This is a genomic window from Cognataquiflexum rubidum (assembly GCF_022538115.1).
Lineage (GTDB): Bacteria > Bacteroidota > Bacteroidia > Cytophagales > Cyclobacteriaceae > Cognataquiflexum > Cognataquiflexum rubidum.
The window spans coordinates 1-13,959 of record NZ_JAKZAL010000016.1; the positions used below are offsets into that span (position 1 = coordinate 1).

Genomic DNA, 13,959 nt, shown 5'->3' on the forward strand with positions numbered 1-13,959 from the left:
AACAGAGAAGTTAAGCCCTGCAGCGCCGATGGTACTGGGGTTACACCCGGGAGAGTAGGCCGCCGCCACATTATTCAAAAAGCCAGCCCATAAAGCTGGCTTTTGGCGTTTAGGACCCACCCACAAAATCAACCACAGTATTACTGAATAGCAAAGAAACAAAAGGAACGAAGGCTAAAAAACCACAGTTCAGTTGCCTGGACCTACGATCCCGATCTGGATGTAGAATGGAGTAACCTTTTAGGCGTAATTTATTTGCTAAGCCTTCTCGATACTCGCTAAATAGCTTCACTTAAGCTATTCCAGAGGCTATTTCTTCCTCCTTCTGATTTTGAATTTGTAATTCAATAAACTAGAATTACCTTTCGATTAGAGGTTTACGATTTGTATCCAATTGCAAATTGGAAATGATAAAAGGGTGGAATTACAAATCCCACCCAGTCCTAGCATCGGACGTTTGACTACGCCTAGGTTGGGCGGATAAGCCCCGCCAAAGTCGGGCAGGCCTGCAGCGCCGATGCCTGCCCGCCACGGCTCACGGGAGAGTAGGCCGCCGCCACATTATTCAGACCCTCAGATTCATACCTGAGGGTCTTTTTGCGTTTAGGACATTCCACAACAACCTTAACAATCCACGTTTTTCCTGAATAATAAAAAAACAAGGGGTAAAAGAGTTTTTTGAGCCAAACGTGTTTAAAGATTTGCCTTTTGACCACAGGTTTGGGATGTTGCTGTTGTATGACACCAACTTGCCGGTTTAGCTATAGGTCTGGTAAGTCAGAGTATACCTTACATTACTGTTCCGTAGACCTTCCCTTACATTTTGACCGTGTTTGTACCGTGTATTCACCGTGTTTGAGGAGGAAGATAGTTGTAGGTAAAATACCCAAGAGTTAAATATGAAGTTTCCCTTGGTAAAAATATAGTTCAGCTGAAAGAGGTTTCCGATTTGGTATTATTAGTCAAAGATCCAAAAACCTGAATATTTCCCTCAGCTAAAAAATCACCAACTCACTTCCACCATCACCGGAAAATGGTCTGAAGGGTACTTCATTCCATAATTGTCTGTTAGGATTCCATGTCTGAGAACGGTGATATTTGGACTGACAAAAATATGGTCAATGATACCTTCTGGAAGCTTTTCCCAATTGTATCCATTGAATGTTCCCTGATTTCCTATGGAAGGTATTTTTGAAATCAGCCTGCTGTCTTTCATATCAGAATTGTTAAGAACAGTTTGATACGCCGGATTGTCTGGCATGACGTTAAAATCACCCATAAATACAACAGGAAGGTTTTCTGTATTGATTTCTTTTATTTTTCTAATTACCAATTTACTGCTCTCTTCTCTTGCTTTTTGACCGATATGGTCATAGTGGATATTGAATACATAGAACTTTTTACCTTCTTTATTTTCAAATTTCACCCAAGTACAAACCCTATTCAATGCGGCGTCCCATCCTTTTGAGGGCTTGTCCGGTGTCTCGGAAAGCCAAAACGTGCTTTGATCCAAAACTTTTAGCTTTTCTGGATTGTAGAAAACCGCACTGAATTCTCCTTCTTTCCCGCCTTTGTCCCTGCCGACACCTACATAAGGATATCCCAAACCATTTTTGATTTCCTCAAGTTGATGGTACATCCCTTCTTGGGTTCCGATGATGTCCATTTGGTGGAACTTGATCAGGTTGATCAAATGGGGTGCCCGGTCTTTCCATAGATTACCGATATCATTGGGATTGTCAAACCGGATATTATACGTCGTAATGTTCATGTTTTGGGCTAAGGAAAAGGAAACCGGATAAGAAACTGCTATGAAAAACAATACAACAAGAGAATATACGCGAATTGAGGAAGGTATCATGGTCTTTGTAATTTTTGATTTCTAAATTTAGCAATTAAATATAGGCCTTACCGAACCGTTAATAGAAACCGTTGTTCTTATCTTAAAATTAAAAAATGAAGACCATTAACCCAAAAGACGTTTCGATAGCCCAATTCCACAGTTACCTGCTCGGTGCTGTAGCCCCGCGTCCGATTGCATTTGCCAGCACAGTGGATAAGGAAGGCAATGTCAATTTAAGTCCCTTCAGTTTTTTCAATGTTTTTGGTACCAATCCTCCTGTGTTGGTTTTTTCACCTTCCCGGAGAGTAAGGGACAATACGACCAAGCATAGCCTTGATAATGTCTTGGAAGTACCCGAGGTCGTGATCAATATGGTGAACTTCTCTATGGTCGAACAAATGTCTTTGGCAAGTACCGAATACGAAAAAGGTGTCAATGAATTTGTGAAATCCGGGTTTTCGGAAGAATCTTCCATTTTAGTAAAACCCCCAAGAGTGAAAGAAGCTCCTGTGGCTTTCGAGTGTAAAGTGCTGCAAGTATTACCAATAGGTGAAGGAGGAGGATCTGCCAATCTGGTGATATGCGAAGTTTTGTTGGCACATATATCCGAAGAGCTTTTGGATGAAAACGGGCAGATTTCCCCACAGAAATTGGATGCAGTGGCCAGAATGGGAGGGGATTGGTATTGTAGGGCAAATGGGGAAGCTTTATTTGAAATCGCCAAACCAATCAGGAATAAAGGCATTGGCGTTGATAACATTCCTCCGCACATCAGGAACAGTTCCGTGTTGTCCGGAAATAACCTTGGGAGGTTAGGCAATTGTGAAAAACTTCCCGAACCCATCGAAATCCAACAATATTCTCAGGATGTGACGATTCAGGAAATGAAATTAAGATTTAAAAATGACAGGGAGAGTTTTGATTTTCACCTGCACGAGTATGCAAAACAAGTGTTGGAATCAGGGGATGTCCAAACTGCTTGGAAGATTTTGCTCCAAGAGCAAGAATAAAAAAAGGAGCGTTTAGCTCCTTTTTTTGTTATCTGATGACGATGTCATACGGCATCCTGACCATTATGCCTTCGTATTTTTTGACACTTTCTACCTGTTTGTAAATCGGGTAAAATGTACCTAGTTGTTGCCTTTGATAGAATACCTGTACATCATTGGTAAATTCACTCAAGAATCTTTCAAACCAAGGCTTGGCCTGCGGATAATAGACCACGCGGTAATCGTCCGCAACACCGGCTTTTTCAGCAGCGATTTTCACAGCATCATCCAATCCCCCCAATACATCCACCAAACCATTTGCCAATGCCTGGTTTCCTGACCAAACTCTTCCTGATGCAACTTTCATAATATCTTCTTTGCTGCGGTTTCTTCCGTCAGCAACTCTTGTCAAAAAGACATCATAACCTTCTTCTACCTGGGCCTGGAAAATACTCTTTTCCATTTCAGAGATTTTTCGGGTTGGCGTAAGGAAATCAGAAAGTTCGCCGGTCTTGACCACATCGGTGGTAATTCCCATTTTGTTGTTAAGAAGGCCTTGGGCATTAAACCAAAGGGCGAAAATCCCGATAGAACCTGTTATGGTATTGGGTTGTGCCACTATGGTATCTGCAGCAGCAGCAATGTAATATCCCCCGGAGGCGGCAACTTCTCCCATGGAAGCGATGACAGGTTTTTCTTTACTAGCAAGATCTAGTTCTCTCCAGATCACTTCAGATGCCAAAGCAGATCCTCCGGGAGAATTAACCCTCAATACAATAGCCTTTACGTCTTTGTTTTTTCTTGCCTTTTTGATTTCTTCTTTGAAAGTATCTGAAGCAATAGACCCTTCGGATTTACCGCTGACAATGTCTCCTTCGGCGACAATGACCGCAATCCTGTTTTTAGAGGTAAGGTTTTTGGTTTTAGAAGACCTGTTGATACCGGTCATGGTGATGGTGTTGATGTTATCCTCCTCACCCAATCCAAGTTTTTCTTTCATGAGGTCAATAACCTGATCTTCATACCACAGTCCGTCAATGAGTTTGTATTCCAAAGCATCGCTAAGTTTTCTAACCAGCATTTTGGAGTTGATTTCGGTAATCGAATCTAAGGAAATTCCCCTGCTTTCGCTTATTTCATTCAAAGCAAAATTATTGAGGTCATTCAGAAAAGAGGCCGTCTGCATTCTGCTCGAATCACTCATTTTATCCAAAATAAAGGGTTCTACGGCACTTTTGAAATCTCCTACACGGAAAACCTGCGGCTCAATTTCAAGCTTTTCAAACATCCCTTTGAAGAATACCACCTCTGAAGCAAAGCCGTTGAATTCCATCAGACCGGAAGGGTTGATGTAAATGTCATCAGAAATAGAACTCAGAAAATATCCTCCTTCGGTGTAATATTCGCCGTAACTCACAATGAATTTACCGGAGGATTTGAAATCCTTAAGCGCATCTCTCAGTTCTTTGATTCCGGCCTGTCCGGCTGAAAATGTTCCGGCTTTGATAAAAATCCCTTTTACATTTTCATTTTCTTTTGCTGTTTCAATTGCCCTTTTCAAGGAAGTCAAACCAACCGTCGAAACACCTCCAAAAACGTTGAAAGATGAAAAATCAGGATCGTCCTCACTGCTTCTTTCGACTAGTTGCCGTCCTTCAAGGTTCAATAATAGTACAGTGTTTTCTTTCACATCCACATCACTTTCCGAAGAGGAAGAAATCACTGCAATGATGCCGGCAAGAATAAAAAAACTCATTACCGAAAATATCAGCAAGCCAACAATGACTGCCAAAACGTTACCAAGAAATCTCATAATATTTAATTTTGATGGCTAAATTACTTCTTTTTTCTTTATGTTTATCCCAATACAAACCTTAACAGCGGAATGAATCAAGTGGTTTTTATATTAGGGGGGAATCTTGGTGACAGGTTAAGATTAATAGAGGGGAGTGTTGAATTGATGGTCTCTCATTTTGGTCCCATAACCCGCAAATCTTCCATTTTTGAAACTGGTGCTTGGGGTGGAAAATCTAACGGGAATTACCTCAATCAAGTTCTTGTGTTCAACACTTCATTTTTCCCTGAAGAGATTTTAGATGTTATTTTGGAAATAGAGTTAAAAATGGGTAGAACAAGAGGAGAGAAGTGGGGTGATCGGACGATGGATATTGATATCCTTTACTTTGGCAATGAAAAATTCCAATCCGAAAGGCTTACTATTCCACATCCATTTCTACAGGAAAGAAGATTTGTTTTGGAACCTTTGGCAGAAACTCTCCCTGATTTCGTGCATCCCGTTTTATATAAAACCAACCGAGAACTTTTAGAGAATTGTTGGGATAAATCTAGTGTGAAGATTTACATAAAATGAAGAAGCCATCCCCAATTTGGAATGGCTTCCCATTTTTTCTTTCTATTTCAATTAGTTCAATTCAGTTTCTTGAGAATTCAATTAACCAATTAACCAATTAACCAATTAACCAATCCCCAACTTTAAATGCTTCTGACTTCTGCTTCTTTGTGGATTTTTTTTACCAAACCCTGAAGTACTTTTCCCGGGCCACATTCCACAAAATGGGTAGCACCATCTGTCACCATGTTTTGAACAGACTGTGTCCATTTGACCGGTGCGGTCAGTTGGGCAATCAGATTTTTTTTGATTTCTTCTATGTCACTCACGCCTGTTGTGCTTACGTTTTGGTAGATAGGACAGGTTGGTTGGTGAAATGTGGTTGATTCAATGGCTTTTCGCAGTTTCACTCCGGCAGGTTCCATAAGCGTGGAGTGGAAAGCACCTCCTACAGGCAAAGGCAAAGCCCGTTTTGCCCCGGCTTCTTTCATTTTTTCGCAGGCGATTTCTATTCCTTTGTTTGTACCGGAGATGACCAATTGCCCGGGACAATTGTAATTGGCAGGAACGACAATTTCCTCTTTGATCGAAGCACAGATTTCTTCTACTTTTTCATCTTCAAGGCCCAAGATGGCGGCCATTCCGGATGGGTTGATTTCACAGGCTTCCTGCATGGCAAGTGCCCGTTGGTAAACCAATTTTAAACCATCCTCAAAGGCTAGAGTTCCATTGGCCACCAAAGCGGAAAATTCACCCAAAGAGTGACCTGCCACCATATCTGGATTGAAATCAGGAGATGTTTTGGCGAGAATTACTGAATGCAAAAAGATGGCCGGCTGGGTTACTTTAGTCTGTTTCAGTTCTTCATCCGAACCTTCAAACATGATGTCAGAAATCCGGAAACCCAAGATTTCATTGGCTTTTTCGAAAAGCTTTTTAGCATCTTCATTGCTTTCATACAGTTCTTTTCCCATACCTGAAAACTGTGCACCCTGTCCCGGAAAAACGTATGCTTTCATAATTTTTGATTTAATTTTTATTTATGAACAGCAAATATATCAAAAAAAAATGGCCCATGTTTTAGGCCACTTCTTCATTGCTTTGGAATGAATACCTATCAGTTGTTTACCTCTGAATGGTGAAAATCTCCCAAATTATAGATTTCCATGATGTCTTTTAATATGGCCTGAAAATCTATGTTCAGGTCAATCAGTTTTCCGGTTTGGATGTCAAAAACCCATCCATGAACTTTCATATCCCTTTCTTTGATGGCTTTTTGTACAGCAGCTGTTTTGATTAGGTTGACACATTGTTCTTGTACATTCAATTCTACCAGCCTGTTGTATCTGGCGTTTTCATCTAAGATAGCATTCAATTCTTTTCTATGAATTCGGTAGACATCTCTGATGTTTCTAAGCCAAGGGTTGAGTAATCCAAGATCTGCAGCATTCATCGCTGCCTTTACTCCCCCACAAAAGTAGTGGCCACAAACCACCACGTGATTTACTCCGAGATTTTGGACGGCATAGTTCAGAACAGACATGACATTGAGGTCGATACTGATGACCATATTGGCAATGTTTCTATGCACAAAAACCTCCCCGGGCTGAACTCCCATTAATTCTTCTGCGGTTACCCTGCTGTCAGAACATCCAATGTATAAAATATCGGGATTTTGTCCTTTGGACAAATCCTCAAAATAATGTGGGTCAATCTCAAGCTTGGAGGCAATCCAATTTTGGTTGTTTTCAAAAACTCTGCTTATATCCATCATTTTAAATAATTTCTCGTGTTGATCTTTTGAAGATAAAAAGAAAACCCAAAATCAGGAGGATTTTTTATACCAATCGGTAAATTATCTACTCATTTTTTACAAAAATTTCTGTTTTTCTTTTGGAGATGGAATCCTGCACGTTTCTTTTTTCCCAAACCACCTGTACCTGTTTCTCGCTATCCAATCATAGACAGGGTCACGGATAAATGAAGGAACAATACTGAAAATATACATTGCGGGCCAAAGGCTTCCAAGATTTCTCGCAATTTCAAGTGCCGCTTTACTTTTATAAAACACTTGGTCGCCTCTGATCAAAATGATCGAATCAATGTAATTCTGGTTGATTTTATACTCCTTTAGAATTGATTTGGTAGCCTTATCCTGAAGAGCTCCAAATTTGAATCGGTCATTTTTATCTCTTCTTATAACAAAATCGACGGCATTGTTGCACAAATTGCAGACGCCGTCGAAAAGGATAATGTCATACTTGTCTTGAATTCTCATCGGATGATCTGAACTGTACCTTTGAATTTTTGCTCCTGCTTGGTAGGATCCAAAACATCAAATTTGACAGTCGCGGTATAGAAATAGGTACCTGAAGGTAATTCGGCGCCGTTTTTATCTGTTCCGTCCCATCGGATATAAACATCATTTTCATTGGAGGAGAGGCTATTGTAATTGAAAACTTCCACACCCCATCTATTGACAATAAATATTTCTACCCCCAATACAAACCTTGGACATTTTGAAAATGGATTGTCAAAAGCCATAAAGGTCTCATTGATGCCGTCCCCGTTTGGAGTGAAAGCGTTTGGAAGGAAATAACTCGGGCAATTGTCAACACACACTACATTGCTTGGTTCGCTTTCATTGCCTGACCTGTCCACTGCAGTAATGTAATAACATCCCCTGTAATTTGGAATGTCTTTGATAAGGGCATCCCTCTCGAAGGCAGAATAAGTTCCGACCAATTCGAATTCGCCATCTTCACCTTCCGGCGTGAAGTACAACCTGAAAGCACTCAATTCATCATCGCAAACACCTGTGAAATTGGGTTCCCAACTCAATTCATGTTCATAGGTATTGTTGCCACAGCCTTTGTCAGATAAATATTCTGTACACTCCGGACCTTCAAAAACCAGAACAGGGGGACAAGGCAGCCTGTCATCATCGGGTCTCGCACAGATGATTTGGGATTTGTTTTCCAAAGGATATTCTATTTCATCCACATTATAGGCACCTTTTGTGATCACATAGTAGCAATATTCAATATCCTTTTTCAAGGAGATACCATTGTGTCTGCCATCGTCAAAGTAGGTAAAACCCGCTATGGTGGGATCAACTTCTGCTATCAGGGTAAATGTATTTTCGTCCAACGCATCTGGGTCATTCCTGTTACGGTAGACTTCATGCTTATATTGGGAAAGAGAGTTATTCCAAGGAGTGTTGAATTGCCATTTCAACTCAATTGCCTCATTGATGATGACCAAATCCAGTCTTACTGACGAAGCGGAACTGGAACTGTCAATGGTGGTCGTATTTTCTTTGAGGATTACCTTATAATTATAAACCAGATTTTCTGTATTCAACCCTGTATCTGTAAATGAAGTATCCGAAGTACTGACTACGGAAACCCTGTTTTGGCTTCCTGAAAAACCATTATTTCTTAACAGTTCATAGGTAAATGGACCGGGGAACTGGGTTCTATCAATATCATAAGGAGGGGTCCATTTTACAAAAATCTGACCTGATTCGGTGTCTGTGGCTTCTATACTGACATTGGTAATCAGGGGTACATCCACATCTATGGTGATACAGATTTCCTCCGAAACGATACTCTCACCGGATCTTGGACTTGGAAATGCAGCCACCAACCTATAGCAGTATGTGTTTCCGGGAGCGAGACCTTCGCCCATATTGGTATCCAAGAAATCAAAAGTCGACATGTTAGTGTTTCCCACCAACTCATACCCTGCCCTGATACCCGTTTCACAAGAATCCGGTTCGTAAGGATCTGAATTGATTCTTCGCCATACCTGCATGGTCTGTGCAGAACTGCTGCAGGCATAAGGTGACCATTCTACATTGACTGATCTTCCCTGTTGCTGTTCGGCATTTTCAAGGACCGGAGGAGGTCCTATAATTTTAATATTCCAAGTTTTGATATCTACCAATGCCGGACCGGACTTTGGTTGGTCGGTGATTCTTACCCTTACCTGATATTCTCTTTCTCTGATGTGGCTACAGATGGTCTGCCATGTAAAGTTGATCACTCCCGGAGAAAGTTGGTAAACAGATTCTGGTTTGTAAGTAGCTGGAGAACTCAAAATCTCTATAGGATCACCAAAAACCTCAATTTTAATAGGATCACCATCGGGATCCGATCCTTGGATGATCTCTTCGATTTTGGTACCTGCTATCACGCAAAGGTCATCAGGAAGAATCAATACTGGCCTGTTATTGTTGGAATTTTCGATGATGATCTGCATATCCCGGACTACATAGCCAATCAGCCGCCATTCTCCATCTATTCTGCGATATTCATTGATTCTAAATGCGACATTGTATTGTCCCGCAATGCCGGGTGCATCCCAAACCAGATCGCCTGTAATTGGATCCACTGTAAGAAAAGGACCTGGTGAACCGTCTTCTTTGTTGAAACTGAATTCAGATGTTGCAGGACTCCTGTAATTGTTTACAGGTCTTTGGAAAGCCTGCTTTGGAATGTCCAAGCTATATGCCAAGCTATCTCCATCAGGATCAAAGGCGCCCGGATTGTGGATGAACCGCCTGTTTACTGCCCCATTGTCTACCGGAGGAATGGTCAAGACCGGAGAGTTATTCACGCCGATAAATGGATCGATGGTAATCTGGGTTTCCACATAAAATGGCGTTTCTACGGAATTATCCATATTCAGCGTCAGGTCATTTCTATTGAATTCCCTAAACCAAATGGTGTACCTGCCCGGACCCTGGAAAGTATGTTCGATGACAAAAGTGTTTTTTTCGATTTGGTTACCCAATGATTCGACCAACACAAAATCACTTTCGGTATTAAGGCTGACTTCTCGGCCATCCCCAAAATTGATTACTCCAGGGCCAAAAATGACACTGGATCTTGTGTCAGTATAGCCTACAACAGTGATTTTGTAAGTCAAGGTCTGTACTGATACCCGCTCTGCAGTTATCTCACCGGCACGGATGTGGGTAGCATATGCCTGGGTGGCAGAAAGGATTAAAAGGCAAAGGGAAAATAAAAATAAATATCTAAATCTCATGCAGGTAGAATTTGATTATCAAGATATACGAAAATAAATAAATCAGGATGAAATTATGTACTTAAATCAAACAATAAAAATAAACAGTTGGTTATACATGTGTTTCAAAATAACGAAAAGAAGCAATTTTAATTGTCTATTTAGAATAATTTAAAATAAGTTTAATCGATTGCTATTGGATTGTTTACTAACCTTTCCAAATGTAAATTTGGCGGCGAAGTTTATTAACCTATTTTCAATCGAACACTTAAGAAAAATCATATGAGTTGGGTATCAAAAACCTTGAAAAGCACCTTGGGTCAAAAATTATTAATGGCCCTCACAGGATTGTTTTTAATATTGTTCCTGGTCGTCCACCTGATCGGTAACCTTCAGCTTTTATTGCCGGACAATGGTGAGTCCTTCAATCTCTATGCTGAAAGTATGGCTCAAAATCCACTCATCAGGGTAGTATCTATTGGGAACTTCGCTTTTATCCTTCTTCACGTAGTTTATTCAATTATGCTGTCGAGGTATAATAAGAGCTCAAGACCGATAGATTATGCGATGAGCAAAGCTTCCACCAATAGTTCTTGGTCTTCCAGAAATATGGGAATTCTGGGTACAATTATCCTGATATTCCTTTTGGTACATTTAAAGGGTTTCTATTACGAGATCAAATTCGGAGAAATGCCAATGGTTGACTACGAAGGTGTGACTTACAAAAATGTATTTGCGATCGTGGCAGCAGCATATTCCAATGTGTTATATGTCGCATTTTATGTGGTCGCTATGGGTTTCCTAGGTTTTCACCTGTCCCATGGATTTGCAAGTGCATTTCAGACGCTTGGACTAAACCATGTAAAATATTCTCCCTTGATCCAGAAAGTCGGTTTTGGCTTTGCGATCGTAGTTCCGGCTCTTTTTGCCTTGATTCCTATTGTGATGTACATCCAGTCACTTTGATTGGAAGTAAATTGAAAATGAATGTAGAAAATTAAATCTGACCTAGATGATACTGGATTCTAAAATACCTGAAGGCCCATTGGCAGAAAAATGGACCAAACATAAATTTAACGTGAAGTTGGTCAACCCGGCCAATAAAAGGAAATATGATGTCATAGTCGTTGGGACAGGTCTCGCAGGTGCCTCAGCCGCTGCTTCACTGGCAGAGTTGGGGTACAATGTAAAAGCTTTTTGTTTCCAAGACAGTCCAAGAAGGGCGCATTCGATCGCTGCCCAAGGAGGAATCAATGCTGCAAAAAACTATCAAAATGACGGGGATTCAGTGTATAGGTTGTTTTATGACACCATCAAAGGTGGTGATTACAGAGCAAGAGAATCCAATGTCTACCGTTTGGCAGAAGTATCTGTAAAGATTATTGACCAATGTGTGGCTCAGGGTGTTCCTTTTGCACGTGAATACGGAGGTCTGTTGGCCAACCGATCTTTTGGTGGGGCGCAGGTTTCCAGGACTTTTTATGCAAGAGGTCAGACCGGACAGCAGTTGCTTTTGGGTGCTTATTCGGCACTAAGCCGTCAGGTCGCCAATGGCAAAGTGAAATTATATCCACGTACCGAAATGATGGATGTGGTGACCATTGATGGAAAAGCGAGGGGAATCATCACCCGAAATCTGATTACGGGTGCTATTGAATCTCACTCCGCACATGCGGTTTTGCTTTGCACAGGAGGATATGGCAACGTTTTCTTCCTCTCTACCAATGCAATGGGATCCAATGTGACTGCGGCTTGGAGAGCGCATAAAAAAGGTGCATTGATGGCAAATCCGTGCTTTACGCAGATTCACCCTACATGTATTCCGGTGTCAGGAGACCACCAGTCCAAATTGACACTGATGTCTGAATCCTTAAGAAACGACGGAAGGGTTTGGGTGCCAGCGACTGTGGCTACAGCAGAAAAACTCAGAAAAGGCCAAATCAAAGCCAACGATATCAAAGAGGAAGACAGGGATTATTTCTTGGAAAGAAAGTATCCTTCCTTCGGTAACCTTGTGCCAAGAGATGTGGCCTCAAGAAATGCAAAATATGTTTGTGATGAAGGCAGGGGAGTAAATGAAACCGGAGAAGCTGTTTTCTTGGATTTCAGGGATGCCATCAAAAGGGATGGAAAAGACACCATCAGTGCCAAGTATGGAAACCTGTTTGATATGTATCAGCAGATCACAGGAGAAAACCCCTATGAAATGCCAATGATGATCTATCCTGCTGTCCACTACACAATGGGAGGACTTTGGGTGGATTACAACCTTATGACCAATGTTCCCGGCTTGTATGCGTTGGGTGAAGCCAACTTCTCAGACCACGGAGCAAACAGATTGGGAGCATCTGCCTTGATGCAGGGACTTGCAGATGGCTATTTTGTGATTCCTTACACTATCGGAGATTATTTAGCACAAAATCCTGCGGGAAAAATCGGAACAGACCATCAGGAATTTCAAAAGGCCGAAAAAGAGGTAAAAGAGAGGATTCAAAAACTTCTCGGTATCAAAGGAGAAAAGACCATTGACCATTTCCATAAGAGATTGGGCAAGATCATGTGGGATTATTGCGGAATGGCAAGGTCTGAAGAAGGTTTGAAAAAAGCCAAAGCCATGATCAAAGAACTGAAAGCAGAGTTTTGGTCCAATGTCAAAGTACTTGGAGACAACGAAGAACTCAACCAATCACTGGAAAAAGCACATAGAGTTGCAGATTTCATTGAATTGGGAGAACTGATGGTCGATGATGCTTTGAACAGAAATGAATCCTGCGGTGGTCACTTCAGGGAGGAATACCAGACTCCTGAAGGAGAAGCCCTTAGAGACGATGTGAATTTCGCTTACGTAGCCGCATGGAAATACCTTGGAGAAGGTCAAGAGGAAGAATTGGTGAAAGATCCATTGGTATTCGAAAACGTGAAGTTGACCCAAAGAAGTTACAAGTAAACCAGACGCATTTAACTCGTTAGAGATATGAATTTAACTTTGAAAATCTGGAGACAGAAAAACAACTCCGACAAGGGGGGATTTAAAGATTACAAATTGGGAGGAGTATCCAAGGACATGTCTTTCCTGGAAATGCTTGATGTACTCAATGAAGAACTTTCAGCCAAAGGCGAAGATCCTGTACATTTTGACCATGACTGTAGAGAAGGAATCTGCGGAATGTGCTCTCTTTATATCAACGGAAAGCCACATGGCCCTCAGCAAACAACAACTTGTCAGCTGCATATGCGGTCATTTAATGATGGGGAAACCATCACCATCGAACCATGGAGAGCAAAAGCATTTCCGGTGCTGAAAGATTTAGTGACTGACAGGTCTGCCTTCGATAGGATAATCCAAGCAGGAGGTTATGTTTCGGTCAATACAGGAGGTGTCCCTGATGCCAACGAAATCCCCATTCCAAAAACTATCGCCGAAATGGCAATGGATGCAGCACAGTGTATCGGATGCGGTGCCTGTGTAGCCGCCTGCAAAAATGCCTCGGCCATGTTGTTTACCTCTGCCAAAGTTTCTCAGTTGGCATTGTTGCCACAAGGTCAGGTGGAAAGGAAAACACGAGCAGAGAAAATGGTAGCTCAAATGGACGCCGAGGGTTTTGGTGCTTGTACCAATACCGGTGCCTGTGAAGCGGAATGTCCTAAAGGAATCAGTATTACGAATATTGCCCGTATGAACAGGGAATATTTCTCAGCTGTTGTCAGCAGTCAAAACGTCTGATTCCAAATACTATAGAAAAGTA

11 protein-coding genes are annotated in these 13,959 nt (G+C 41.5%); 5 read left to right on the forward strand and 6 right to left on the reverse strand.

Annotation, left to right across the window (positions count from 1 at the left end):
• Positions 1 to 1,003 precede the first annotated feature (1,003 nt).
• Complete coding sequence (locus MMU05_RS16235; protein ID WP_241142734.1) at positions 1,004 to 1,861, reverse strand: endonuclease/exonuclease/phosphatase family protein; 858 nt, start codon at positions 1,859 to 1,861, stop codon at positions 1,004 to 1,006.
• A gap of 95 nt (positions 1,862 to 1,956) precedes the next feature.
• On the opposite strand from MMU05_RS16235, the gene MMU05_RS16240 reads away from it, so the two are divergent.
• Positions 1,957 to 2,853 (forward strand): flavin reductase family protein, encoded by an 897-nt coding sequence (locus MMU05_RS16240; protein WP_241142735.1) that lies wholly within the window; start codon positions 1,957 to 1,959, stop codon positions 2,851 to 2,853.
• Positions 2,854 to 2,881: 28 nt separating this feature from the next.
• On the opposite strand, the gene sppA is transcribed toward MMU05_RS16240, so the two are convergent.
• Positions 2,882 to 4,645 carry a signal peptide peptidase SppA gene (gene sppA / locus MMU05_RS16245; RefSeq protein ID WP_241142736.1) on the reverse strand — a complete coding sequence of 588 codons (1,764 nt, stop codon included), beginning with the start codon at positions 4,643 to 4,645 and terminating at the stop codon, positions 2,882 to 2,884.
• Between the two features lie 72 nt (positions 4,646 to 4,717).
• On the opposite strand from sppA, the gene folK reads away from it, so the two are divergent.
• Entirely contained in the window at positions 4,718 to 5,203 is a 486-nt protein-coding gene (gene folK, locus MMU05_RS16250; RefSeq protein WP_241142737.1) for a 2-amino-4-hydroxy-6-hydroxymethyldihydropteridine diphosphokinase, read from the forward strand.
• Between the two features lie 122 nt (positions 5,204 to 5,325).
• Here folK and fabD read toward each other — a convergent pair whose 3' ends face one another.
• The 4 genes from fabD to MMU05_RS16270 form a co-directional block, all read right to left on the reverse strand.
• Entirely contained in the window at positions 5,326 to 6,201 is an 876-nt protein-coding gene (gene fabD, locus MMU05_RS16255; RefSeq protein WP_241142738.1) for an ACP S-malonyltransferase, read from the reverse strand.
• A gap of 98 nt (positions 6,202 to 6,299) precedes the next feature.
• The gene (locus MMU05_RS16260) at positions 6,300 to 6,953 is read right to left on the reverse strand and encodes a carbonic anhydrase (protein ID WP_241142829.1); all 654 of its coding nucleotides are present in this window, start codon (positions 6,951 to 6,953) and stop codon (positions 6,300 to 6,302) included.
• A gap of 99 nt (positions 6,954 to 7,052) precedes the next feature.
• The gene (locus tag MMU05_RS16265) at positions 7,053 to 7,460 is read right to left on the reverse strand and encodes a thiol-disulfide oxidoreductase DCC family protein (RefSeq protein WP_241142739.1); all 408 of its coding nucleotides are present in this window, start codon (positions 7,458 to 7,460) and stop codon (positions 7,053 to 7,055) included.
• Positions 7,457 to 10,234, reverse strand: a complete 2,778-nt coding sequence (locus tag MMU05_RS16270; protein WP_241142740.1) for a T9SS type B sorting domain-containing protein — start codon at positions 10,232 to 10,234, stop codon at positions 7,457 to 7,459. The genes MMU05_RS16265 and MMU05_RS16270 overlap by 4 nt, the downstream gene beginning before the upstream one ends.
• A 261-nt stretch (positions 10,235 to 10,495) precedes the next feature.
• On the opposite strand from MMU05_RS16270, the gene MMU05_RS16275 reads away from it, so the two are divergent.
• Genes MMU05_RS16275 through MMU05_RS16285 form a run of 3 tightly spaced genes read left to right on the forward strand, consistent with a single transcriptional unit; the run spans position 10,496 to position 13,937 of the window.
• Positions 10,496 to 11,179, forward strand: coding sequence for a succinate dehydrogenase cytochrome b subunit (locus MMU05_RS16275; protein ID WP_241142741.1), 684 nt, complete (start codon positions 10,496 to 10,498; stop codon positions 11,177 to 11,179).
• A gap of 46 nt (positions 11,180 to 11,225) precedes the next feature.
• The gene (locus tag MMU05_RS16280) at positions 11,226 to 13,160 is read left to right on the forward strand and encodes a fumarate reductase/succinate dehydrogenase flavoprotein subunit (protein ID WP_241142742.1); all 1,935 of its coding nucleotides are present in this window, start codon (positions 11,226 to 11,228) and stop codon (positions 13,158 to 13,160) included.
• A gap of 27 nt (positions 13,161 to 13,187) precedes the next feature.
• Positions 13,188 to 13,937 (forward strand): succinate dehydrogenase/fumarate reductase iron-sulfur subunit, encoded by a 750-nt coding sequence (locus MMU05_RS16285; protein WP_241142743.1) that lies wholly within the window; start codon positions 13,188 to 13,190, stop codon positions 13,935 to 13,937.
• Positions 13,938 to 13,959: the final 22 nt, after the last annotated feature.

Coding starts and splice junctions, on each gene's coding strand:
- MMU05_RS16270 (WP_241142740.1), bottom strand. CDS start 10,234: ATGAGATTTAGATATTTATTTTTATTTTCCCTTTGCCTTTTAATCCTT.
- MMU05_RS16265 (WP_241142739.1), bottom strand. CDS start 7,460: ATGAGAATTCAAGACAAGTATGACATTATCCTTTTCGACGGCGTCTGC.
- fabD (WP_241142738.1), bottom strand. CDS start 6,201: ATGAAAGCATACGTTTTTCCGGGACAGGGTGCACAGTTTTCAGGTATG.
- MMU05_RS16235 (WP_241142734.1), bottom strand. CDS start 1,861: ATGATACCTTCCTCAATTCGCGTATATTCTCTTGTTGTATTGTTTTTC.
- sppA (WP_241142736.1), bottom strand. CDS start 4,645: ATGAGATTTCTTGGTAACGTTTTGGCAGTCATTGTTGGCTTGCTGATA.
- MMU05_RS16275 (WP_241142741.1), top strand. CDS start 10,496: ATGAGTTGGGTATCAAAAACCTTGAAAAGCACCTTGGGTCAAAAATTA.
- MMU05_RS16240 (WP_241142735.1), top strand. CDS start 1,957: ATGAAGACCATTAACCCAAAAGACGTTTCGATAGCCCAATTCCACAGT.
- MMU05_RS16260 (WP_241142829.1), bottom strand. CDS start 6,953: ATGGATATAAGCAGAGTTTTTGAAAACAACCAAAATTGGATTGCCTCC.
- MMU05_RS16280 (WP_241142742.1), top strand. CDS start 11,226: ATGATACTGGATTCTAAAATACCTGAAGGCCCATTGGCAGAAAAATGG.
- folK (WP_241142737.1), top strand. CDS start 4,718: ATGAATCAAGTGGTTTTTATATTAGGGGGGAATCTTGGTGACAGGTTA.
- MMU05_RS16285 (WP_241142743.1), top strand. CDS start 13,188: ATGAATTTAACTTTGAAAATCTGGAGACAGAAAAACAACTCCGACAAG.